At 61.3% G+C, this 23,655-nt stretch carries 22 protein-coding genes; 7 read left to right on the top strand and 15 right to left on the bottom strand.

The genetic code is table 11. The features are described from left to right. The first annotated feature begins 6 nt into the window (after positions 1 to 6). Positions 7 to 1,536: a phytoene desaturase family protein gene (gene crtI, locus RAE07_RS05775; protein ID WP_317001508.1), complete on the top strand. Its 1,530-nt coding sequence runs from the start codon at positions 7 to 9 to the stop codon at positions 1,534 to 1,536. Between the two features lie 4 nt (positions 1,537 to 1,540). Here the strand turns inward: crtI and RAE07_RS05770 are convergent, their stop codons facing one another. Together RAE07_RS05770 and lysS are read right to left on the bottom strand one after the other, a co-directional pair. Continuing rightward, complete coding sequence (locus tag RAE07_RS05770) at positions 1,541 to 2,359, bottom strand: hypothetical protein (RefSeq protein WP_239205471.1); 819 nt, start codon at positions 2,357 to 2,359, stop codon at positions 1,541 to 1,543. Positions 2,360 to 2,596: 237 nt separating this feature from the next. Continuing rightward, positions 2,597 to 4,174, bottom strand: a complete 1,578-nt coding sequence (gene lysS, locus RAE07_RS05765; protein WP_317001507.1) for a lysine--tRNA ligase — start codon at positions 4,172 to 4,174, stop codon at positions 2,597 to 2,599. A 190-nt stretch (positions 4,175 to 4,364) separates the two neighbouring features. On the opposite strand from lysS, the gene RAE07_RS05760 reads away from it, so the two are divergent. The 6 genes from RAE07_RS05760 (at position 4,365) to RAE07_RS05735 (ending at position 12,239) form a co-directional block, all read left to right on the top strand. Beyond that, positions 4,365 to 6,467 (top strand): PhoX family protein, encoded by a 2,103-nt coding sequence (locus tag RAE07_RS05760; protein ID WP_200288635.1) that lies wholly within the window; start codon positions 4,365 to 4,367, stop codon positions 6,465 to 6,467. A 221-nt stretch (positions 6,468 to 6,688) separates the two neighbouring features. Then, positions 6,689 to 8,401 (top strand): carbon starvation CstA family protein, encoded by a 1,713-nt coding sequence (locus RAE07_RS05755; protein ID WP_284835457.1) that lies wholly within the window; start codon positions 6,689 to 6,691, stop codon positions 8,399 to 8,401. Beyond that, complete coding sequence (locus RAE07_RS05750) at positions 8,385 to 8,642, top strand: cory-CC-star protein (RefSeq protein ID WP_239205465.1); 258 nt, start codon at positions 8,385 to 8,387, stop codon at positions 8,640 to 8,642. Before RAE07_RS05755 ends, RAE07_RS05750 begins: the two co-directional genes overlap by 17 nt. Then, positions 8,633 to 9,574, top strand: coding sequence for an ArsA family ATPase (locus RAE07_RS05745; protein ID WP_317001506.1), 942 nt, complete (start codon positions 8,633 to 8,635; stop codon positions 9,572 to 9,574). Before RAE07_RS05750 ends, RAE07_RS05745 begins: the two co-directional genes overlap by 10 nt. A gap of 51 nt (positions 9,575 to 9,625) precedes the next feature. Then, on the top strand, positions 9,626 to 10,924 hold the full coding sequence (locus RAE07_RS05740; RefSeq protein WP_317001505.1) for a C1 family peptidase: 1,299 nt from the start codon (positions 9,626 to 9,628) through the stop codon (positions 10,922 to 10,924). 13 nt (positions 10,925 to 10,937) lie between these two features. After that, entirely contained in the window at positions 10,938 to 12,239 is a 1,302-nt protein-coding gene (locus RAE07_RS05735; protein WP_239205461.1) for a C1 family peptidase, read from the top strand. Here the strand turns inward: RAE07_RS05735 and RAE07_RS05730 are convergent. Genes RAE07_RS05730 through dacB form a run of 13 tightly spaced genes read right to left on the bottom strand, consistent with a single transcriptional unit; the run spans position 12,236 to position 23,600 of the window. Continuing rightward, positions 12,236 to 12,856 (bottom strand): GNAT family N-acetyltransferase, encoded by a 621-nt coding sequence (locus RAE07_RS05730; protein ID WP_316328036.1) that lies wholly within the window; start codon positions 12,854 to 12,856, stop codon positions 12,236 to 12,238. The two genes, RAE07_RS05735 and RAE07_RS05730, sit on opposite strands and share 4 nt — an antisense overlap. Then, positions 12,856 to 13,758, bottom strand: coding sequence for a pantoate--beta-alanine ligase (locus tag RAE07_RS05725; protein WP_239208082.1), 903 nt, complete (start codon positions 13,756 to 13,758; stop codon positions 12,856 to 12,858). Before RAE07_RS05725 ends, RAE07_RS05730 begins: the two co-directional genes overlap by 1 nt. Beyond that, entirely contained in the window at positions 13,755 to 14,429 is a 675-nt protein-coding gene (locus RAE07_RS05720; protein ID WP_239205455.1) for a 6PGD fold domain-containing protein, read from the bottom strand. Before RAE07_RS05720 ends, RAE07_RS05725 begins: the two co-directional genes overlap by 4 nt. Continuing rightward, positions 14,430 to 15,467 carry a DUF6779 domain-containing protein gene (locus RAE07_RS05715; RefSeq protein ID WP_200288627.1) on the bottom strand — a complete coding sequence of 346 codons (1,038 nt, stop codon included), beginning with the start codon at positions 15,465 to 15,467 and terminating at the stop codon, positions 14,430 to 14,432. Positions 15,468 to 15,472: 5 nt separating this feature from the next. Next, positions 15,473 to 15,946, bottom strand: coding sequence for a DUF3180 domain-containing protein (locus RAE07_RS05710; RefSeq protein ID WP_023019930.1), 474 nt, complete (start codon positions 15,944 to 15,946; stop codon positions 15,473 to 15,475). Continuing rightward, on the bottom strand, positions 15,943 to 16,428 hold the full coding sequence (gene folK, locus RAE07_RS05705; protein ID WP_023019931.1) for a 2-amino-4-hydroxy-6-hydroxymethyldihydropteridine diphosphokinase: 486 nt from the start codon (positions 16,426 to 16,428) through the stop codon (positions 15,943 to 15,945). The genes RAE07_RS05710 and folK overlap by 4 nt, the downstream gene beginning before the upstream one ends. Continuing rightward, the gene (gene folB / locus RAE07_RS05700) at positions 16,428 to 16,808 is read right to left on the bottom strand and encodes a dihydroneopterin aldolase (RefSeq protein ID WP_023019932.1); all 381 of its coding nucleotides are present in this window, start codon (positions 16,806 to 16,808) and stop codon (positions 16,428 to 16,430) included. The genes folK and folB overlap by 1 nt, the downstream gene beginning before the upstream one ends. Before the next feature lie 3 nt (positions 16,809 to 16,811). Next, the gene (gene folP / locus RAE07_RS05695; protein WP_023019933.1) at positions 16,812 to 17,774 is read right to left on the bottom strand and encodes a dihydropteroate synthase; all 963 of its coding nucleotides are present in this window, start codon (positions 17,772 to 17,774) and stop codon (positions 16,812 to 16,814) included. A gap of 36 nt (positions 17,775 to 17,810) precedes the next feature. Further along, complete coding sequence (gene folE, locus RAE07_RS05690; protein WP_023019934.1) at positions 17,811 to 18,404, bottom strand: GTP cyclohydrolase I FolE; 594 nt, start codon at positions 18,402 to 18,404, stop codon at positions 17,811 to 17,813. Then, positions 18,404 to 20,761: an ATP-dependent zinc metalloprotease FtsH gene (gene ftsH / locus RAE07_RS05685; protein WP_023019935.1), complete on the bottom strand. Its 2,358-nt coding sequence runs from the start codon at positions 20,759 to 20,761 to the stop codon at positions 18,404 to 18,406. The genes folE and ftsH overlap by 1 nt, the downstream gene beginning before the upstream one ends. Before the next feature lie 12 nt (positions 20,762 to 20,773). After that, positions 20,774 to 21,361: a hypoxanthine phosphoribosyltransferase gene (gene hpt, locus RAE07_RS05680; RefSeq protein ID WP_248100091.1), complete on the bottom strand. Its 588-nt coding sequence runs from the start codon at positions 21,359 to 21,361 to the stop codon at positions 20,774 to 20,776. 12 nt (positions 21,362 to 21,373) lie between these two features. Then, on the bottom strand, positions 21,374 to 22,324 hold the full coding sequence (gene tilS, locus RAE07_RS05675; RefSeq protein ID WP_317001502.1) for a tRNA lysidine(34) synthetase TilS: 951 nt from the start codon (positions 22,322 to 22,324) through the stop codon (positions 21,374 to 21,376). After that, on the bottom strand, positions 22,314 to 23,600 hold the full coding sequence (gene dacB / locus RAE07_RS05670) for a D-alanyl-D-alanine carboxypeptidase/D-alanyl-D-alanine endopeptidase (RefSeq protein ID WP_239208087.1): 1,287 nt from the start codon (positions 23,598 to 23,600) through the stop codon (positions 22,314 to 22,316). Before dacB ends, tilS begins: the two co-directional genes overlap by 11 nt. Positions 23,601 to 23,655 lie beyond the last annotated feature (55 nt).

Below are 23,655 nucleotides of genomic sequence, written 5' to 3'. Positions count from 1 at the left end.
AACGTCATGCACGCCGTCGTCATCGGAGCCGGCATCGCTGGACTCGCCACCGCCGCCTTGCTCGGCCGCGAAGGATACGAGGTCACCGTGGTGGACTCGCTGGATGAGGTGGGAGGCCGCGCCGGCAGCTTTGCAGAAGACGGCTTTCGCTGGGATACGGGCCCGTCCTGGTATCTCATGCCCGAGGCTTTCGATCATTTCTTTGCGCTGTGCGGCACCTCTACCGAGGCGGAGCTAGATCTGGTGGACCTCTCCCCCGCCTACCGTGTTTTTCATGGGGATGCGCCCGTAGACGTGCACTCCGGTATCGAGGAAGTCACCGCGCTGTTCGAGTCCTTGGAACCCGGCGCGGGAGACAAGGTCCGGCAGTACTTGGCGCAGGCCAGCGATACCTATGACATGGCACTCGAGCACTTCCTCTACACCACCTTCTCCGCGCCGCTCAATTTGGTGCACCGCGATATTCGCGCCCGGCTTTCTCGCCTCGTGGCGCTGCTTGCGGCAAACCTGCAGCAGCACGTGGGCCGTAGCTTTGCTGATGCCCGCCTGCGCCAGATTCTGAGTTATCCGGCGGTCTTTTTATCCTCCGAGCCGGCCGCCGCCCCGGCCCTGTATTCCCTGATGAGCCACACCGATCTGGTGGAGGGGGTACGCTACCCACAAGGTGGTTTCGCCGCCGTGGTCCAGGCCATCTACCGGCAAGCGAAGAAGTTTGGCGCCACCTTCCGTTTGGGCGAGGAGGTTACCTCCATCAAGGTATCTAATCGGCAGGTAACGGGCGTGCGCACGAACAAGGGCGCCATCCACGCCGATATCGTGGTCTCCGCAGCGGACTTGCACCACACCGAGACCCAGCTTTTGCCGCCGCAGCTGCGCACCTACCCGGAGCGTTACTGGGGCCGGCGCAATCCGGGCCTGGGTACCGTGCTCATCTTGGCCGGGGTGAAGGGCAAGCTGCCCGAGCTGGCACACCATACGTTGCTCTTTAGCAAGGACTGGGATCCGGATTTCCGCGCCGTCTATTCCGGCCCAGAGCCCTCCCGGCCGTTGGGGGCCTCCGAGTCCATCTACGTGTCCAAGACCTCCGCCACCGACCCAAGTGTCGCCCCCGAGGGCCACGAAAATCTCTTCATTCTGGTGCCGGTGCCGGCCGCGGAGGCGCCCGGGTTTGGCAATGCCTATCACGCTGAGGAGTCCGAGCGCGTTGCTGCGATTGCCGACGCCGCCCTCAACCGCATCGCGGCCACGGCCGGGGTGCCGGATTTGGTAGACAGGGTCGTCGTCAAACGCACGCTCGGCCCCGCCGATTTTGCCGAGCGCTACCATGCCTGGTCGGCCGGCTCCATCGGACCGGCGCACACGCTACGGCAGTCGGCGTTTTTGCGCGGACGCAATGCCTCACGCAAAGTAAACGGCCTCTACTATGCGGGGGCTACCACCGTGCCAGGCGTCGGTGTGCCAATGTGCCTGATTTCGGCCGAGAACATCATTAAGCGCCTGCGGGGCGATAAATCCACCGGCCCACTCGTGCGCTAAAAACTTAGATATCCAGGAGAACTACTCGCCCGCTGCCACTCGAATCCACGCATTTGGGCAAGCGGTTTTCCGGCTTTGCGTCATCTAAGAACTTTGGCGCGGATACATCGCACGCCCAACCTTCGAGCCTGAGGAAGCCGCGGGTATTTACTTCCTCCGGCTTAAAGTCGTGGTTCACGTAGCTATCTACGACCTGCATAGCTTTGGTGCAGTTCGTGCCATCGACTTGCACGTAGACGTTCTTTCGTCCCCATTTTGTATCCATCTGCCCACAGATAGTGCCCATTTTGGCGTTGCCATTGGAATCGGGCTTAGGTGGGAAGGTATCGGAGTAGTACTGACCGTTGTCTTTTACGGTGAAATGATGTCCCTTCGCTGTGACCGTGAACTCATCCGAGTTTGGTGCCTCGAAGGTAACGCCTTCAATTTCTACCTTCTCCCCTGCCTTGAGCTGTTTCGACGGAGTCATATCACCTGGATCCACCGCGCCAGATGGGAAGAATCCCTCCCTCTTTTTGAAGCTGACCATATTAGCCTCCCACTGCGGCTGGTTTGGGTCTGGCATTAGGGGTGGATCTGCGAACTGCACGGTGCACCACGGGCCTGCGGAGAGCTCTTTAAAGGAGCACGAAACTTTTCCATCGGGACTTTTAACTCCCCACGCCTTCGACTGCGCGTATTCGGGGCCCTTCGCCAAAAAGTCCTCGGCCGAACGCATGGTCAGCCCCGAGGAATCCACCTTCTTTTCTGATTCGGTAGTTTCTTCCGCTGTGCTCTCTGGGGAGGAAGCTTCCGCCGAGCTAGTTGCGGTGCTTTCGGTCATCCGTGGACGGAATTGGGGCGCTTCCTCGTTACTGTCAGCAGAGGAACATGACGCAAGCCCAACGGCCAATACAGGTAGGGCAAGGATAGGGAGAATTCTTTTCATGCCTCGCATTTTTCCATGCGGTGAGAAACTGCGCTGGTCTTTTGCAGCAGGGGTGCAGGAACGAACATGAGCAGGAAATAGCAAAGCCGTCAGCCCGCGCGGGCTGACGGCCAAGCGATAGGACGCTAGGTGCTACTTCTGCTCGGGTTTGACCAGCGGGAAGAGCACGGTTTCGCGGATGCCCAGGCCGGTCAAGGCCATGAGCAGACGGTCCATGCCCATGCCCGTACCGGCTGTAGGCGGCATGCCCTGCTCCATAGCGGCGAGGAAGTCCTCATCCAGCACCATGGCCTCATCATCGCCACCGGCGGCCAGACGGGCCTGATCCTCGAAGCGCTCGCGCTGGATAACCGGATCCACCAGCTCGGAATAGCCGGTAGCCAACTCAAATCCGCGCACGTAGAGGTCCCACTTTTCGGTCACGCCCGGCTCGGAACGGTGCTGGCGGGTCAATGGGGAGGTCTCAACCGGGAAATTCTTGACAAAGATAGGGCCTTCGAGCTGGTCCTCGCACAGGACCTCCCAGGTCTCCTCGACCAGCTTGCCGTGGCCCCAGCCGCCGTCCTTAGGGACGTCGAGACCAATGACGTCTGCAATGCCCTTGAGCGTCTCGACGTCAGTATCGATGGTGACCTCCGGCTGGCCCGGGAACTTGCGCTGCAGGGCCTCATTCAGGGAGGGGTACATCTCGATTTCCGGCCATTCTTCGCCACCGAAATCGAACTCGGTGCCATCGGCAAGGGTGACGGTGGTCGAGCCGAAGACATCGCGGGCAACAGCCTGGATGGACTCACGCGTCATGCGGGCACAATCGTTGTAATCGCCCCACGCAGCGTAGGTCTCCAGCATGGCGAACTCTGGCGAGTGGGAGCGGTCAACGCCCTCATTGCGGAAGTTGCGGTTGATTTCAAAGACGCGGTCAATGCCGCCCACGACCGCGCGCTTCAAGTACAACTCTGGAGCGATGCGCAGGTAGAGGTCAATATCCAGCGCATTGGAGTGGGTGATAAACGGGCGAGCGGCTGCGCCACCGTGCAGGGTCTGCAGCATCGGGGTCTCGATTTCTACAAAGTCCTGGCTTTCCAGGTAATTGCGCAGCGCGCGCATGACCTTGACGCGAATCATGGCGTTCTTGCGGGCATCTTCGCGGATAATGAGGTCGTTATAGCGCTGGCGCACGCGGGTATCTTCAGCCATATCGGCGAAGGACACCGGCAACGGGCGCAAGGACTTAGCGGCCATGGTCCATTCGGAGACCATGATGGACAGCTCGCCGCGGCGCGAAGAAATCACGCGGCCGCGCACGGAGATGAAATCGCCCAAGTCGACGTCGGACTTCCAGGCGTCGAGACGCTCCTTGCCTACCTCTGCGAGGGAAAGCATGGCCTGCACCTGGGTGCCATCGCCATCTTGCAAGGTGGCGAAGCACAGCTTGCCGGTATTGCGCATAAAAATAAGGCGACCGGCAATGGCATGGGTGACCTCGGTTTCCTCACCAGGGGCCAGGTAGGTTACGCCCTCTTCGTTGCCAGGCTCTTCGCCTTCAGCCACGACGCGGAAATCATGGCGCAAATCCTTTAAAGAGATGGTGCGCTCAACGGTTACCGGGTAGGCCTCTACGCCGGATTCCAGCAGGCGATCGCGCTTTTCGCGGCGGATGCGCAGCTGCTCAGGGACATCGTTTACTTCATTATTCTTCTGCTCGCTCACGTTAGCCAAGGGTAGTCGATCCCCACCGCAGCACGCGATTTAGCCCACGCCACCCTCTCCCGGGAAAGGATTTACGCATAATTCACTTCACTGTCACCTCGGGGTCAACACACAGTTACGAAGATGACCTTTTATATATGACTGTCCCCATATGTAATCAATATTTTTCGACATTTTTGGAGCACTACCCATGGCGCTTAAGGGCCGCAATCTTCTCTCTAGTCTCTTCACATCCTCTCGTTCCAGCCTGACTTGCACCTACAAGTGCGGTAATGCCTGCTTTGGAGAGTGCGAGAACAAGTCCGATAACCCGTACTTCGGTGACCAGTTCTCCCGTCGTACCGCCCTGCGCGCGGGCAGCCTGTCTGTCGTAACCGTCGGCGGCGGCGCCGCGCTGGCTGCCTGCTCTAGCCCAGACGATGCTTCTACTGAGGCGTCTTCTTCCGAGGGCAAGGGCGGCAAGACCTCTGAGGCGAACGTCGAGCTAACCTCCGCAGAGGGCATGAAGTTTGACCCAGTACAGCCGAATGAAAAGGACGAAGTAGTCATCCCGGATGGCTACGAGCAGTCCGTGCTCATCGCGTGGGGCGATCCGCTGTTTAAGGACGCGCCGGAATTCGATGACAAGAATCAGACCGCCGAGGCAGCAGAGAAGCAGTTCGGATTCAACAATGACTTCGCCGGCCTCATCGAGCACCCGGACGATGACAACCGCCTTATCTACGTTTGCTCCCACGAGTACACCACCGAGCCGCAGATGTTCCCCAACTACGATGCGGACAACCCCACCGAAGAGCAGGCCAAGATTGGCTGGGCTGGCCACGGCCACTCCATCGTGGAAGTATCCAAGGTAGGAAACACCGGTGAGCTCAAGCGCGAGTTTGGCCCGCTCAACCGCCGCATTACCGCCACCACCGAATTCACCTTGGTCGGCCCGGCTGCCGGTTCCGATTTTGTAAAGACCTCCGCCGATAAGACGGGCAAGAAGGTCAAGGGTACTCTGAGTAACTGCTCCGGTGGCATCACCCCGTGGAACACCATGCTCTCCGGCGAAGAGAACTTTGACCAGTACTTCGCTCACGCCAAGCTGGATGACAAGAAGGCGCAGGAGTCCCTAGAGCGCTTCGGCATGGAAGATGGCGAGTCCCAGCGCAAGTGGGAGCGCTTTGATAAGCGTTTCGACGTCTCCAAGGAGCCGAACGAGCCGAACCGCTTCGGCTGGATCGTCGAGATTAACCCACTAGATCCTAAGTCCACCCCGGTCAAGCACACCGCTCTGGGCCGATTCAAGCACGAGGCCGCCAACATCCACATCGCCTCCGATGGCACCGTGGTGTGCTACGCCGGCGATGACTCCCGCTTCGAGTACATCTACAAGTTCATCTCCACCAAGAAGTACAAAGAGGGCGACATCGAGCACAACCTCACCATCTTGGACCACGGCACCTTGTACGTAGCCAAGGTAGAGGGCAACTCCCCAGCCGACGAGATTGACGGCTCCGGCGTACTGCCCGAAGACGGTGCCTTCGACGGCGAGGGCAAGTGGATTAAGCTGCTGACCTCCGATACGGAAAACAATAAGTTCGAGTCCCACGTCGACGGCATGTCTGCAGAAGAGGTTGCGGTCTACACCCGTGAGGCCGCCGATAAGGTGGGCGCGACCAAGATGGACCGCCCTGAGGATATGCAGGTCCACCCAGACTCGGAGAAGGTCTACGTTGCCCTGACCAACAATAAGTACCGTGGCGCTACCGGCGAGAACGCCAAGAAGAACAAGGAAGAGCCTATGGAATGGGCTCCTATCAAGGAGAACAAGAACGGCCTGGTCATGGAGATTGAAGATGACCACGCTGGCGAGAAGTTCACCTGGAACCTCTTCTTGGTCTGTGGCGATCCGAAGGAGGCTAATACCTACTTCGGTGGTTTTGACAAGGAGAAGGTCTCCCCGATTTCCTGCCCGGATAACCTGGCCTTCGATAGCCACGGCAATCTGTGGATCTCCACCGACGGTAACGCGTTGGAGTCCAACGATGGCCTCTACGCGGTGACCACCGAGGGCGATACCCGCGGTGAGCTGAAGTGCTTCCTTACCGTTCCGGCAGGTGCCGAGACCTGTGGCCCCATCGTCACCGATGAGCGCGTGATGGTCAACGTCCAGCACCCAGGTGAAACCGATGATGCCACCTTTGAAAAGCAGACCTCTCACTGGCCTGACGGTGGCAAGTCCACCCCACGCCCGGCAGTGGTTGTGGTGTGGAAGAAGGACGGCAATATCGGCGTCGATAAGAAGTAACCACCACCTGGTTTAAGTACCCACCGCGCGGCCCTTGTTCCTGCTCGAGCAAGGGCCGCGCTTTCGTCTATCCACGGCGACTGAACCAAAAGTCTCCGGGTACCCTTCAAATATAAATCCACCCATCGGTCTCCCCCACAGGCAAACACATATGTGAGTTATGGCATACTATTCGCACGTGTGATGCACGCCACCTGCCCGTCTATGAGGAGACACACACTATGAACTCTCTTGTCCTCGCCGTCATCGGTATCGCGATGATGGTCGCCGGCTATCTGCTCTACTCCAAATTCCTAGGGCGAAGAATTTTCCGGCTATCCCCGAATTACTCCACCCCGGCCCACACCATGGAAGACGGCGTGGATTATGTCCCGACCAATAAATACGTCCTGTGGGGGCACCACTTCACTTCCGTAGCGGGTGCAGCACCGATCATCGGTCCTGCCGTAGCCGTTATCTGGGGCTGGGTACCGGCCTTTCTCTGGGTGACCATCGGCACCATCTTCTTCGCAGGTTTGCACGATCTCGGCGCTCTGTGGGCCTCCCAACGCCACAAGGGCCAATCCATTGGTACCTTGTCTGGGCGCTATATCGGCAAGCGCGGGCGCAACCTCTTCCTCATCGTCATTTTCCTGTTGCTTTTGATGGTGAATACTGCCTTCGCAGTGGTCATCTCCAACCTGTTGGTATCCACTCCCACGGCCGTCATTCCCACGTGGGGCGCCATCGCCGTCGCGCTACTTATCGGCCAAGCCATCTACCGCCTGAAGTGGAACCTACCGCTGGTATCTATCGTGGGTGTGATCGCGCTCTACGCGCTGATGATCATCGGTGACCGCGTTCCCGTGGTCTTGCCGGATACCGTCCTGGGGATTCCCGCCAACGGCGTGTGGATCATCTTGTTATTCATCTACGCCTTCATCGCTTCGATGCTGCCGGTATGGGTGCTGCTGCAGCCACGCGATTACATCAACGGCCTGCAGCTTTTCGTAGGTTTGGCCATCTTGTACGGGTCTTTCCTTATCACTCGGCCCTCAATTATGGCGCCAGCGTTGCGCGATAACGTACCAGACGGCACCCCGGGCATCTTTCCACTGCTCTTTGTCACCATCGCCTGCGGCGCTGTCTCCGGATTTCACGGCGTGGTGGCCTCCGGTACCTCTTCCAAGCAGGTGGATAAAGAAACCGACGTGCGCTTTGTGGGCTACTTCGGCGCGGTGGGCGAGGGCTTGCTCGCACTGGGCACCATCATCGCTACTACCGCTGGCTTCAAGACCGCCGCGCAGTGGGAAGAAATCTACTCCGAGTGGAACGCCGGCGGCGTGGACGCCTTTGTGCAAGGCGGCGGCGCGCTCATGAATGAGGGCTTGGGTATTCCTACCTCCCTTTCCGGCACCATCTTGGCCACCATGGCCGTGCTTTTTGCGGCTACCACGATGGACTCGGGTGTGCGCCTGCAGCGTTTGGTGGTCCAAGAAATCGGCGAAATCATAGGCGTACGCATCAAGGCTTTGGCCGCCACCGTCATTGCGGTGGGCTTGGCCTTTGGGCTGACCTTCTCCGCCGGCGTGGATGGCTCGGGCGGCATGACCATCTGGCCGCTATTCGGTACCACCAACCAGCTCATGGCAGGACTCTCCTTGGCCATCGTGGTAGTCATCCTCACCCACCTACGTCGGCCGACGTGGCCAGTGGTCATCCCGCTCATCTTCGTTACCGCCATGTCCCTGTGGGCCGCGCTCCTGCAGCTAAAGTCGCTATTTACTAGCCAGAACTGGCTGCTGTTCTGCATGGACGCCATCATCGTGGTCGCCACCATCTGGGTCATTGTGGAGGCCGTCGGTGCCATCTCTCGTGCCCGCAAGGAGGCCCCACTGGAGTGGTCCGATGATGATCTTGACGCCCCGCTGCCCGAGCATGCTCGACAAGCTTAGGGCGTTCGGGGCTGGTCTCAATGAGTTCTACCAGGCCCCGTACCGCGCCAGTTTTGCCAAAGCCCAGCAGCAGGAAGACGATCTCTTCATGATGCTGGTGGTCTCGGAGGCCCTGGGCATTCCCAACCCGGCCAGTTACTACACCCTGGAGCTTTTGCCGTTGGTCTATGAGGATTTCCACGCCTGGCATACGCGCATGGGAATGGAAAGATCCCCGCTGGAGAATATTCAATGTTGTTAGAGACTGCACCCATCATGTTCTTTGGGGGCAAGGGCGGGGTGGGAAAGACCACCCTGGCTACCGCCACCGCGCTGCGCCTGTCCCGCGATCACCGCGTCTGCTTGGTCTCTACGGACCCAGCGCACAACTTGGGGCACATCTTTGGCACCGCGCTTGGCGATGCCCCCGTGGCCCTCACCCCTTCCCTCTCCGCCATCGAGATCGACCCGGCGCGCGCCACGGAACAACATCTTGCGCAGGTAGGTTCTGCGATGCGCCGTTTCATGCCCGAGCATCTGCATGGCGAGGTCACAAAGCACCTGGACTTGGCCCGGCAATCGCCCGGCACGCAGGAGGCAGCACTATTGGAGCGTATCGCGGCGCTCGTCGGCGAAGACTCCGACGTCGATTTCCTCATCTTCGATACCGCCCCGTCTGGGCATACCTCGCGGCTGATGGCTTTGCCAGAAATCATGGCCGCCTATACCGATGGCTTACTTTCCCGGCGCGAGAAATCCGATAAATTCGGCTCGCTAGTACGCGGAATGTCGCCCGGCAACAGCGCGAATAATGACCCCGTGGACCGGCGCAATCAGGAAATTCGTGCCACTCTTTTCCAGCGGCGCGAGCGCTTTTCCCAGCTGCGCGCGGCGCTGACTTCACCGCGCACGGTCTTCCATATTGTCCTTACCGCCGAGCGCCTGCCCGTACTCGAGTCAGCCGAGTTCCACGCGGACCTCACCGGAAATGGCGTGCGCGTGGGGTCCACGCTGGTTAACCGCCGTACCCCTGCCAACCAGGGAGAATTCCTCGCCGCCCGTCGCGCGGCCGAAGATGAGGCGCTCGCACTTCTCCGCGCCAAGCTCCCGCAGACCCCAGTGCGCGAGGTTCCGTGGCTGCCGGAGGAAGTGGGGACTCCGGAGGCCGTCGAAAAGCTGGCGGAATTTCTCTAGCTCTTCCCCCAACCAGCCCCATCAGGATTTCTAGTCTGCTAAAACCGAAATATGACTTTGCTCACCAAGGAATACCTGTCCCAGTTGCGCAAGGAGGCTGCGGCCGATTCACGGCTGCGGCTGGCCCGCAACGCCATCACCAACGTTGGCGCGGCCAAGGCGGCGCTTGACCGCGACCGCATTACCGCCTTATACCCCACCACGGAAACCAAGCTGGATAGCTTGGATGTAACGGATCAAAAGCGTTCCGGCCGCTGCTGGATGTTCGCTGCGTTAAACGTCTTCCGCCACCGCGCTGCGCAGGAACTCAACGTAGATAATTTCGAGTTTTCCTTCACCTACCTGCAGTATTTTGACAAGCTGGAGCGGGCCAACCTGGTTCTCAATCAGCTGCTGGATAAAAAGGACGCTGGTTGGGATGAGCGCACCGTGGCCGCAGTGCTCGACCACGCTGGAGCCGACGGCGGCTGGTGGTGCTTCTTTAGCAACCTGGTGGCCAAGTACGGCGTGGTACCTGCCGAGGTCATGCCGGAGGTCCGCTCGTCTGGACATACCGCGGAAATGAACCGCGATCTCGCCACGGTGGTGCGTCGCGCCGCCGCGCTAGATGGCCCGCGCGAGGACATCCTTGCTCAGGCACGCAAAGATTTCCACCGCATCCTGGCCATCCACCTGGGCACCCCGCCCGAGGAATTTACCTGGGCGTATCGCACCAAGGACGAGCAATTCGTGCGCCTGCACTCCACCCCGCGCGAGTTTGCCAAGAAATACCTACCCCACCTCGACGAGTTCGTGGTGCTGGCTGATGACCCCCGTTCCACCAACCCCAAGCATCGCGTATTTAGCAGCGCCGATGAAAGCAATGTGCTGGGCGGCGCACCGCAAGAGTACTTAAACGTCACCGTGGAAGAGCTCAAGGAGACCGCCAAGCGCAGCCTAGCCGCCGGCGAGCCGGTGTGGTTTAGCTGCGATGTCAACCGCCAATTCTCTTTCCTCAACGGCGTGTGGGACGAAGGGCTAGTGGATACCGATGGCCTCTACGGCATCGATTCCACCATGACTAAGGAGGAGCGTTTTACCTCCGGCGAGACCGCGCCTACCCACGCGATGGCGCTCACCGGTGTGGATGGGGACCGAGCTTGGCGCGTGGAGAACTCTTGGGGCTCCAAGCCACCACGCAAGGAAGACGGCGAGGATGTGCCGGGCAAGGGTTTTGCCACGATGGCCGATGCCTGGTTTGACCACAACGTCTTCCACATCGCCGTGCGCAAGGAGCACCTGAGCGATGAGCTTTCTCAGGCGCTAGATACCGAACCGATTGAGCTTCCCCTCTGGGACCGGATGAACTAAGGAGAATCGAGAAATGACCGAGATTAACCCGAACGAGGTTCATGCCGCCAATGCTGAGCTCGCCAGTGATGCCACGCTGCGCTTGGTACGCAATGGGGTGGCTCAGGAAGGCGTCGATAAGCTCAGCCTCGACCGCGAGGTACTGCACACCCTTAACCGGGTGACCAGCCATAAGCTAGATTCCTGGGGCGTGGCCGACCAGAAGGCTTCGGGCCGCTGCTGGATTTTTGCCGGCCTGAATTCCCTGCGCGGTGGGCTGATGGACAAGGCCAAGCTTAAAGATTTTGAGCTTTCCCAGACCTATATTTACTTCTTTGACAAGCTCGAGAAGGCCAATTGGTTCCTTAGCGCCATGGCTGAGCTGAAGGACCGCGATATTACGGACCGCACCGTAACCAAGCTCATGGATGATCCGATCGATGACGGCGGACAGTGGTCCATGTTTGTCGCACTGGTGGAAAAATACGGTGTAGTACCGCAGTACGCCATGCCGGAAACCGCTTCTTCGGAGGCCACGGCGATGTTGAACCGTAACCTGCAGACCGTGCTGCGCCGCGCCGCGCACCGGATCCGCAGCGGCGAAGAGGGCGCGCACAAGCAGGCGCTTGCCGACGTCTACCGTATCCTCACCGCCAACCTGGGCCTGCCGCCGGAGGACTTTGTCTGGCAATATCGCGATAAGGATGATGAGTTCCACCGCGCGGGCACCTTTACCCCGCAGGAGTTTGCCAAGGAATACCTGCCCGCAGACCTCAGTGAGTACGTGTGCGTGGTCAATGATCCCCGCAATGCCTACGGCAAGCTCTACACCGTGGAATACCTGGGCAATGTGGCCGGCGAGCGCGTAACCTATCTGAACGCGCCGGTGGAGGTGCTGCGCGATGCCGCGCGTGACTCCATCAACGATGGCCAGCCAGTGTGGTTCGGCTGCGATACTGACCAGCAATCCGATGATGAGCACGGCGTGTGGGCCAAGCACCTGCACGATTATGAGGCCTTCTACGGCGTGGAGATGGATCTGGACAAGGCACAGCGTTTGCGCCTGCACGAGTCCATGATGACCCACGCGATGGTGTTTACCGGCGCCGATATCGCCGAAGGCGGCGCAGTACAAAGCTGGCGCGTGGAGAATTCCTGGGGTCCAAAGAAGGCCGATAAGGGCTTTTGGACCATGGCCGATGACTGGTTCGACGAGTTCGTCTTCGAAATTGCCGTACACCCTTCCCGACTGCCGGAACAATACCAAGCGGCTTTGCAGTCCGAGTCCGTGACTACCCTGCCGGCCTGGGACCCGATGGGGGCCTTGGCGCGCTAGGTCTGCGGTGCGCCCAAGCGCCGCACATAGAGCATGCACACCAAGTCGCGGTCCTCGTTGACCGCGATGGTGCGCTCGCCTACCTGGTTAAAGCCGCGGCTGTCATAAAACTGGTACGTACAGCCGTCATCGGTAAACAGGTAGATATTCTTCCCGGAATGGCGGGATTCGAAGGCCTCAAGTAGTGCCGTGCCCACGCCGCTCACGCCGGAATTGGGATCCGCGACGAGGAAACCGATTTCGCCATCAATGGGGTGCTTGCCCAAGTACTTGAGCAGCATGTCCTGATTGGCGGCATCGTAATCATCGCGGTGCCCGCCCGGGCGCAGATTATTAAAGATTTCCACCGCGCGGACAAATGCCTTGCGCCACCACGGATATGGCAACGCGGGCTTGCCCTTCATGGAGGCCAGCAGCACGCCGAGGAAGCGGTCGCCATCGTAAGCGGCCAAGATATCGGTGGCCTTGGCGCGCTCTAAATCCCAAAAATAGCGGCCATAGGCGCGCTCGAAGCGAGGATTTTTCACAAACCAGTGCAGATGCATGCCTTCAATGGCAAAGGAAATGGCCTGGGGTTCATCGCGCGGGTCTAGGTCGCGGATCTGGATATCGGTCATTAGTCCTCCGATAGCTGTTGGGAAGCGGCATCTTGTGCGCGCTGTTGCTCGCGTTGCTGTTCGCGTTCGAGCTCGGCCTTGGCTTCGTGTTCTTCAATATTATTAAAACCGATGCCCAGCGGCAGGCCCACATTATCGATGAGCCGGACGCCACCGATTGTCGCGGCAACAAGCAGGCGGGCATCACCTTCTACGGGAGGGGCCCCTAAATCTCGACCGCGCACCTCGAGATACTCGGGTTCAACCCCCGCGGCGCGAAGCACCTCCGCGGCAACCTCACGTACCTTCTGCGCACCGGCCTCGGCGGCGTGCGCGCCAGCGGTGAGCGCGGCAGATAGTGCCGCGGCCTGCTCGCGGGATTCGGCCGGCACGTGGGTATTGCGCAGGCTCATTACCACGCCGTCGGGCATGCGCACAGCGGGTACGCCTTGCACACGGACTCCTAGGTGGAAGTCCTGGACCGCATGGTGGATGGCAAGGAGAAGCTCGTAGTCCTTCTCGCCTAAAAGGACGTCGGTTGGCGCAAGCGTCAAAATGAGCGCGAGGTAAAGCGTGAGATCCCCGCTGAGATCCGGCTCGAGAGCGGTGGCGGCGTCGGCCGGTGCTACGGCGATGCGGCGTCCGTGTGGCCACAAGGACTCGGGCGAGTACTCCCACACGATGTCCACTCCTTCGGCCCGCAGAAGCTCAAGGTCCTCCTTCTGCGGGGACTGCAGGGCCACGACGGTAACGGCGCCCCGGATGCGCTTCGCCGCGCGCACCAGCGCGATATGACCGGCGTGCACACCGGTAGTCAGCGGCACGAAGGCGACCGGCCGGCCAGTCTTGTGAAAAGCACTACCGACCATGCGGATGCGCTCAATATCGTTGATGACGGTAGCGTTTCCCAGCTCCAGGCTCATCGGCTCTCCTCTTGTAGGGCCCACATTTCTAGCTCTTCGCGGCCGTCCACCTCTCCTAGGCGGCGGGCAACTTCCACGTAGCTGCGCCGCAAGCCGGGGTCAGTGGCGCCGCGGTAGGCGGCGATAATTTCTTCGGTGTCCATGTCCTCACCCACCAGGGGTGGCTCTTCTGAGGGCGAGAGGAAATGAGCATCAACCGCCGCAGAGATATGCAAGCGCCGCAGCATTTCGGCGTAGTAGGCGCGGGCGGCAAAGGGGGCACGTTCGGCGTCGGAAAGCGCTACGGTCTCTGCGTAAAACTCGGCGATATTAAGTTCCACCACGGTCTCGCCCAACTCATCCAGGGTGGTCACCGCCCAGCGCTTAAGTGTAAATGGGGCGAGCGCCGCGACAACGCAGCCGTGGGTTTCCAGGGGATCCAATACCTGCACTCCGCGCGAAAGGCAGGTGTGGAAGACGATTAGTCCGCGATGGACGTGTGGCTCGAGTAACTCCACGGTAGCTTCCAGACGGGCATCGCCCACGGCGATAATGAGAGTCTCGAAGGAAGAAAGCTCGGCTGGATCCGAGAGCATCTGCACCTCATGGCCGGCGCGTTCCATGGCATTGGCCAAGGTAAAACCGGCCAAGCTACGGCCAAAGAGAGCTACCCGCATGCGTGGCGGGCGCATTTATTTGTCCTTCTTTTTCTTCGCTTGGGCCAAAAGCTCGGCTACAGACACTGCGCCTTCGCGCTTATCGTCGCTGCGGCGGCGGCCACGCGAATCCGGCTCCTCAGCAGCCGCGCGATGATGCGAGCGGGCCGCCTTCTGGCGTACTGGCTCGGACTTTTCTGGGGCCACGTGCTGGCCGGAGCCCGGGTACTCCGCGCGCTCATCGCGCTGCGGCGCCGCCTGCTGCGGGATGTTTTGTGTCTCGTCATTGGCCGTGGTCGCAGCCTCCGGCTTGCGATGGCTGCCGTGGTGCTCGTTGGCGGTCGAAGTGCGGGAGGTCTTCAAGGAGTCATCTCCGCCGGTGTCCCAGCGCACCGCTTGGAAACCGCCAGTATTAAAGGTAGAGGCGCCAGAAGCCTTGCCGGAGGTACGCTGCGCGCGCGTCTTTTCACTAATGATGTCATTGAGTGGGTTGGACTCAGCGTGCGCTGCAGACGGCTGGTTCCCCAGGCGGCCGGCGATAGCATCGGCGGACGGGGCGCCGGAAGAAGACTGGGTGAAGTCCACGTTGCCTTCCTCCGCATCCGGGCGCGCGGCGGCCGCGGTCTGGGCCTCCAGCTGCATGATGCGGCGGGCTTCTGCGTGTAGGGCGGCCGGCTCATAGGTGAATTCGTGGCCGGAAAGATCCTCAATCTGCTTGCGGATGGAAGCGAGCTCGGTGCGGATCTCATCGAGCAGTTCCTGGTCCGGTAGGGGCTGGCCATCGGCCGCGCGGGCTTGCTTCAGCTCGGCGCGGTGGGCGCGCTCCTGCAGTTCCAGCTTGGTAACGGATTCTTCGGCCTGGCGGCGGTAGCGCATCACTAGGAAGAAGCCGAGCACAGCGGCCCATAGGGCGGCGATGAGCGCAATCTTTAGCGCTGCGGCAGAGCCGGAAATCAGCATGACGATGCTGGCTAGGACGGCCAGCACCACGAGGACGATGAGCCCGATCTGGCCCAGATCCGGCTTGGACGTCTTGGCGGAAGTAGTGTGAGAAGAAGAGCGCGGCTCAGTCATGCTCACTAATGTACCGTTTGTACCCCATCTGGTGGGGGCGGGGTCTCACAGTGTCGCTCCAGCCGCAGGCCAGCAGCGCACATGGCAAGGCCACCGAGCGCCGAGGCAATGACCCCCACCAGGTCATCGGAGGCGGCCGCAAGCGTGCCGGCGTTGGGGATAACGTAGACGGCCACGCCTGCATAGATTCCCCCCACGATGGCTCCGGTCCACGCCGAGGCCTTGCCCACCAGCATGAACTGCGTGATGGTCATGGGATTAAGCTGCGAACTATCTAGGCCGATGCCATGCTCGTCCTCGGTGGCTTGGTCCACCTTCCAGGTCAGCACTAAGCAGATGACCGCCATGAGCCACAGCGTGGCCGAAACCGTCACTGGGATGTGCAGCATGGAGCCATAAAAGCGCGTAGTGAGGATGGCCGCGGCGGCGGCAAAGAAGACCCCGGTGCCAATGAGGGCACCCAACGAGGTCCGTTTCATAGCTCCTCCATCATGCCCAACCGGCGAATATCGGCGCGCTCCTTCGGGTCGAGTGCTGCCACCCGCTTGGCGACGCCCTCCCCACTCAACCTAGCACCACCATCGGCCGCCAACCAGGGAATCAGCACGAAGGCGCGCTCGTGGGCATAAGGATGCGGGACGGTGAGCTCCGGGTCATCGGAGGTGTATCCCTCGATGTCCACGATGTCTACGTCTAACGTGCGCGGGCCCCAGTGACGCACCCGCACCCGCTCCGCGGCCTCCTCGAGCTTCTGCCCGCGGCGCAGCAGTTCCTTGGGTGACTCGTCCACATCCACAATGAGCACGGCATTGAGGAATTCGTCCTGGTCCGTTACTCCCCACGGCGGGGTGGCATAGACCGGCGAGGCGGCAACAATGTCGCCGGCGAATTCGTCGAATACCGTGCGCAATAGCTTCACGCGGTCATCCATATTGGATCCGATGGATAGCACCGCGCGCATTAGAGCGTCCTCGCGTGCTTGCGGGAGCGGCGGGCGACCACGACGACATCGGCAAAAGTGCGCGGAATCGGTGCCTTCGGCTTATGAAGCGTGACCTCGACGGCGTGCAGGCCCTCGAAGGTAGCCATGATGGTATCGGCCACCTCGCTAGCGACGGTCTCGATGAGGTCGCGGGCGGGGCCTTCGATGATGTTTGCAGCGACGTCGGCAAGCTCGGCGTAATTGATGGTCTTGGTCAGATCATCGGTAGCGGCGGCCTCGGCGAAATCGGACCAGCAGGTGATGTCCACGATGAAAGGCTGGCCGGTACGCTTTTCTTCCTCAAAGACGCCGTGGTAGCCAAAGCATTCCAGGCCGGTGAGTTCAATGCGGTCTGCCATGATTTACTCCTCAGGTTTACGTGATAGAGCCGTGGACTTCATAGTTCCATTGCCATCAGCGCCATTGCTATAGCTGCCGCTGGCGTTGACCCCGCCTGTGTAGTCATTGCCGGCGTTCCAAGCGGCCGCCACATCCACGGCGTCGCGGGAGACAGCAACCTCATGCACGCGCACACCCCACGCCCCCATCTGGGCGGAAATGGCGGTTACGGCCGCGGTAGCGGGATCGGCCAGCAGCGGGCTGGACTCCACGCCGCGATCCTCCCGAATGGCGGCCAGGAAGCGTTTACGGGATGCTCCTACCAGGAGGGGAAATTCGCCGCCGAGGAACTCCGGCAGGGCCTTGAGCAACGCCCAATTATCCTGCGGGGTTTTGGCAAAGCCCAAGCCCGGATCGAGCACGATATTATCGCGGCGCACGCCGGCGTCTAGCGCGTTATTCGCCAGGCGTTCTAGGGTTTCTCGCACATCGCGCACCACATCGCCGCCGTGATCCGCGCTGCCGGCCGCGGAGCCGAATGCGCCCTCCTGCAGCGTACGCCAGTGCATGAGGCACACGGGCACGCCGGCCTCGGCCATCGCGCGATACATCTCAGGATCCGCCAGGCCACCAGAGACATCATTAATCATGTCCACGCCGGCCGCTGTCGCCGCACGTGCCACCGAGGCGCGCATCGTATCCACGGAGGTGCGGATGCCGAGCTTGCTCAAGGCCTGAATGACGGGCACCACGCGGCGCTCCTCGACGTCCGCCTCCACGCGGACCGCGCCCGGGCGGGTGGATTCGCCGCCGACGTCAATCATGTCAGCACCCTGCGCCACGAGCTCGCGGGCGTGATTAATGGCGGCATCAAAGTCCAACCACCGGCCGCCATCGGAAAAGGAATCCTCCGTAACGTTGACGATGCCCATCACCAGAGTGCGATTGCTCCGGGTCAGATCCGAAACCGAGGTTGCCTGCTGCATGGCGTGCTCCTTAAGGCTTTTAATGGTGAACCGAATTTAGCTACGAATCAGGCTGAGTACCTCTGCACGAGAGGCGGCATTATTTTTGAAGCCTCCGCGCACCGCGGAGGTGGTTGTCGTCGCACCGGGCTTGCGGATGCCGCGCATGGCCATGCACAAATGCTCGCACTCGATGACCACGATGACGGACTGCGCGCCAAGGACCTCCACCAGGGCATCCGCGACCTGCTGGGTCAGGCGCTCTTGGACCTGGGGGCGCTTGGCGTACATATCCGCTAGGCGGGCAAGCTTGCTCAAGCCGGTGACGTGGCCGTCTTTACCTGGGATATAACCAATGTGCGCCACGCCGTAGAACGGCACCAAGTGGTGCTCGCAGGTGGAATAGATAGGGATATCGCGCACCAGGACCAGTTCTTGGTGGTCCTCGGCGAAGGTCTTGTGCAAGACCTCGGTTGGGTCTTCGTGCAGGCCGGCAAAGACCTCGCGGTAGGCGCGGGCCACACGGGCCGGGGTTTCGCGCAAACCCTCGCGGTCGGGGTCCTCCCCCACTGCAAGGAGCAACTCGCGTACCGCCGCCTCCGCCCGGTCCTGGTCGAAGGGGGCACGGGCGGGAATGTGATTATCAGGCATTAGTTATCTTCTTGCTTGTCGTCCTCGCGCGCATAGGGATTCTTGCGGCGATCCTTCTCGTCCCAGCCAGGGCTAAACCACTGGCTGGTCTCAGCCTCAGCATCCGCGCCGGCATCCGGCTTGTGATGCTTACCGCCGCCCGTAGCGGGGCGTGCGGCAGGGCGTGCCGTCGGACGCTCAGCGGGTTCGGAAGGCTGAGCCGGCCGATCAGGCTGTGCGCCAGCTCGTTTGGTGTCTGTGGACTCCTTGCCCTGGTTTGTTGGGGTGCTTCCCAACTCGCGGGCGGTGTCCGGATCGACGTAATCGCCAGCGTGCTGGCCAAAGTTGAAGCCCACTTCACCCTTCGGTTCTTCACCGGCGAGGCGGCGCTCACGGGCGGCCCTGGAGGCATCGAGAAGCGTCATGCGCTTAGGCAGCTCCTCGCCGCGCTCCTTAGCCAGCTCGACCGGGGTCTTGACCGGCGCATAACCAATCTGGCGGGGGAAGCGATCATCCTCGCCTGGGAAAACGTCGAAGGCTTCGCGTGGCTCGATGCCATCGAAGATTCGCTCCAGGTCGGGGCGGCGCAGGGTTTCCTTCTCCAGCAAGGCCTCTGCCAGCTTATCCAGGTAGTAGCGGTTATTGCGCAGGATGTCATAGGCCTGCTCGTGCGCGCGCTCGAGCAAGTAGCGCATCTGCTCATCGATCTTGGAAGCAACCTCATCGGAGTACTCGATGGAGCCGCCGCCACCCATCTGGCTAAAGGGATCGCCCTGCTCCTTGCCGTACTTCACGGTGCCGAGCTCCGGCGAGAAACCGTACTCGGTGAGCATGGAACGAGCGATCTTGGTGGCGTTTTCGATATCGGAGGACGCACCGGTCGTCGGCGCACCGAAGACCAGTTCCTCGGCCGCGCGACCGCCCATGGCAAAGACCAGGCGGGAGAAAAGCTCATCGCGGGTGTACATGCCCTTGTCATCTTCCTGCGAAGTCATGGCGTGGCCGCCGGTGCGACCGCGGGCCAAGATGGTGACCTTGTACACGCGCTCAATATCCTTGAGTGCCCACGCGGAAAGCGTGTGTCCGCCCTCGTGGTAAGCGGTGACTTTCTTCTCGTGCTCGGAGATGATCTTGCCCTGGCGGCGCGGGCCGCCCACGACGCGGTCGGTGGCCTCTTCCAAAGCGTCATAGGTAATGACGTTGCCGCCGATGCGGGCGGTAAGCAAAGCGGCCTCGTTGAGTACGTTGGCCAGGTCCGCACCGGACATGCCGGCAGTGCGCTTGGCCAGCTGCGCTACGTCAACCTCTTCTGCCAGCGGCTTATTCTTCGCGTGCACGCGCAGGATCTGCTCGCGGCCGGCCAAGTCCGGGTTGGTGACCGGAATCTGGCGGTCAAAGCGGCCTGGGCGCAGCAGCGCCGGATCGAGGATGTCCGGGCGGTTGGTGGCGGCGATGAGGATTACGCCTTCACGGTCACCAAAGCCGTCCATTTCTACCAGGAGCTGGTTGAGGGTCTGCTCGCGCTCATCGTGGCCGCCGCCGGTGCCGGAACCGCGCTGGCGGCCCACGGCGTCAATCTCGTCCACGAAGATGATGCAGGGGCTATTTTCCTTCGCCTGCTTGAACAGGTCGCGCACGCGGGAGGCACCCACGCCGACGAACATCTCCACAAAGTCAGAACCGGAGATGGAATAAAACGGCACGCCGGCCTCGCCAGCCACGGCGCGGGCCAGCAAGGTCTTACCGGTACCCGGAGGGCCATAAAGCAGCACGCCGCGCGGGATCTTGGCGCCTAGGTCGTGGTAGCGGGTGGGGTCATCCAAGAAGTCCTTGATCTCTTGCAGCTCGTCCACGGCTTCGTCCGCGCCGGCCACGTCCTCAAAAGTATTGGTCGGCATATCCTTGGTCAGTTCCTTAGCCTTGGACCCGCCGATACCAAACATGCCGCCTGCACCCTGCTGCATGCGGGACATGAGCCAGAAGAGCACACCGAAGAGGATGATCATCGGCAGCAGCATGCTGAGCATGGAGCCCAAGAAGGATTCCTGCGTGACATTGGTCTGGTACTTCTGGGCACCAGAATCCTTGACAGAGTTAAAGACCTGCTCGGAGGCGCGGGCCGGGTACTTGGCCACAATCTCCTTCACGCCTTCGCGCTCGTCTACCGTGATTTCGTCCTTGAGCTTGATGCGCAGGCGCTGCTCGCGGTCATCAATTTCCACCTCATCGACGTTTTTGTCTTTAAGCTGGGTCAGTGCAACGGAGGTATCCGCTTGCACGTAGCCGCGGGCATCGTTGCTAAAGAAGGTAAAAGCGTACAGCGCGATAAGGATAAGTGCCGCAATCCCGCCGTAGCGAATAATCTTGTTATTTTTCATTACTGCGCGATTTTAGTCGGTGGTGTAGACATCAGGGTGAAGGGTGCCCACGTAGGGCAGATCGCGGTAGCGTTCCGCATAATCTAGCCCGTAGCCGATGACGAATTCATTAGGGATATCAAAGCCCACATCCAAAAGGTCGATATCGGCCTTTACTACCTCCGGCTTACGCAGCAGCGTGACCACATCAAGCGAGGCTGGGTTTCGCCCCTTCAGGTTCCGAATAAGCCATGACAGGGTAAGGCCGGAATCAATAATGTCTTCCACAATAAGCACGTTGCGCCCCGCAATATCGCGGTCCAGGTCCTTCAAAATGCGCACCACACCGGAAGAAGAAGTGGAGGCGCCATAGGAGGACACGGCCATAAACTCCAACTCAGAGGGGATAGATAGCTTGCGCGCGAAATCCGTAAGGAAGAAGGCCGCGCCCTTGAGCACGCAGACCAAAAGCAGGTCTTGCTCAGCGTCGGCATACTTTTCAGAGACCATATCCGCGAGTTCTTGGACGCGGTTTTGCAGTTCCTCTTCTCCAATGAGGATTGCTTCTACATCCTCACCGTAGCGGTTTGCGGGAACGGCGAAGTCTTTCTTGTCGTGCACGAGTGGGCTCCTTTAATGACCAGACAACAGTGCCAGTTTGCCACCTATACGGGCTACTTCCAACCTCTGCCCCACCTGCCGCGCCGATCGCACAGCCACCGGCCCTTGCCCGCGCCAGTGGGTACACAGCTTAGCGACGTCCCCCACTCCCCTCCGGGTCACCTCTACCCCTTCGCTGACTAGCCACGCCGCGATCGCTCGCCGACGCCGCGGTTCTGCCAATGCCGCCAGCTCCGCGCAGTCCGTGGTGGGTGGGGTGTAGAGAGCGGCATCGTCAAGCGCGGCGTCACGTGCCGCTTGCGCCAGCGCTGGCACCGCATCCCCGCCGATGATGCGGCTCAACTGCGGGATTACCTCGCGGCGCAGCGCCACGCGGCGAAAATTCGTGTCCGCATTCTGCGGGTCCTGCCACACCGAAAGCCCCAATTCCGCGCAGGCGCCCTCGGTATCGGCGCGGCGCACGTTCAACAGCGGCCGCACCACGCGGGCGCCTTCCACCTCGCTGCGCTCACTCATGCCGGCCACCCGTCCGCGCAGCGCGCCGAGCAAAAGCGTTTCCGCCTGGTCATCGGCCGTATGCGCCACGGCAACCTCTAATCCTTCGTCCGCGCACGCGGCGGCCAGTGCCCGATACCGCGCCGCCCGCGCGGCCGCCTCCATCGACTCCGCCCCCGCCGCAGCGTCCGCCTCAACGCTAAGCACCTGCGCCCGCGCGCCTAGCGTTCGCGCCTGGTCGGCCGCGCGCTCGGCCTGCGCCCGCGATCCGTCCTGCAACCCGTGGTCCACGCACAGCGCGAGCACCTCGTGCCCCTCCGCCACCAGCGCCGCCAGGAGAGCCAGCGAATCCGCGCCTCCGGACAGCCCCACCGCCACTGCGTGGTCAAGGCCAGCGGCGCGCACGCCGCGCCGACACGCCAGAAAGTGCGGCGAAACCCGCGGCCAAAAGGGCTTATTAGAACTCATGCAGAGCAGAAGCCAACGCGTCTTGGGCCTTGCGGGCGGCCAAAATATCGCCGTCATTCACCAGGAAGGCAAAGGCATATACGCGCCCGGAATCACCCTGCGCGGTGCCGGCCAAGGCCGAGACCCCAGTCAGCGTGCCGGTCTTAGCTCGCACGTAACCCTTGGCCGCGGAATCGCCGTAGCGCTCGTACAGCGTGCCATCGCCGCCGGCTACCGGAAGGTAGGACACCAGCGGGCGCAGGCGCGGATCCTTGACCGCGCCATTAATAAGTTGCGTCAGCAGCCCGGCCGTGAGCCGATTATCCACCGAGAGCCCGGAATTGTCCTTAATGTCGACACCCTCGACGTCGAATCCTTGCTCCCGCAGCACCTCGAGCGTGGCCTGCGTATCGCCTTCAAAGCTGGCTTCCTTGCCACGGGACATCGCCAGCTCACGCGCAATGGCTTCGGCCATGACGTTATCGGAATGGCGCACCATTTCTCGGGCGCGGTCCGCTAACGGCGGCGAATCCACGCTCGCCACCTCCTGCGCGTTCTCCGCCACAGAGCCCATGCCTACCTTGCCCGCGCCGAGGCGATCGCCTAGCTGCTTAGCGACGTCCAAAGCCGGCTCATGACTCCTCGGCACGTCCCCCGTCGTCGCGCCCAAGCGACCACCGTAGAGCATGGCCGGTTCCATCGGCGCGACGAAGCCGCCGTCCACGTTTTCCGGATCCCAGCCTGGGGCCTGCGCCTCGCCGGACCACACTGAGGTATCGACGTAGACGCCATCGACCTGCTCGACGTTCTTCGAAATCTGCTCGGCCAAATCATCGAGCTGTTCGTGCGTCATCCACACATCGCCCGCGGCTTTAATGACCACGTTCTTTTCGTTCGACCCACGGTAGACCTTGGTGGTGATTTTCTCATTCTCATCCAGCGCCAACGTCGCCGCCGCAGTGGTAAGGACCTTCGTAGACGAGGCCGGGGTAAGCCGCTTATCCGCGTCGCGCTGCCACACCACGTCACCGGTTTCGGTATCGATCACCTCGCCGCCAAAAGTGGCAAGGTCCTTATTCTTGGCGAGCTCATCCAGCTTCGCGCTCAGCGCATCCAGGTCTGCCTCTCCCGGCTCTGCTGCGCTCAACGGCTCCTCAGGAGCCTCGACCGCCTGCGCCTCCCCGTGCGAGAGATCGCCGTATTCGCGCTGGAGGGTAACGCCCAGCGCAGCCGTACCTCCGACCGCTGCCGCTACCACGAGCGCGGTCGCTGACCACCAAACATGCTTTGCTTTCATTGCCTTTAACCCTAGCGCGAATCCGCAACGCGCTAGACTATGGGCAGTAATTGAT

Source organism: Corynebacterium nasorum (genome assembly GCF_032821635.1).
Taxonomy (GTDB): domain Bacteria; phylum Actinomycetota; class Actinomycetes; order Mycobacteriales; family Mycobacteriaceae; genus Corynebacterium; species Corynebacterium kefirresidentii.
The sequence above is the reverse complement of the archived record's forward strand: the minus strand, read 5'-3'. Positions and strand labels throughout refer to the sequence as shown.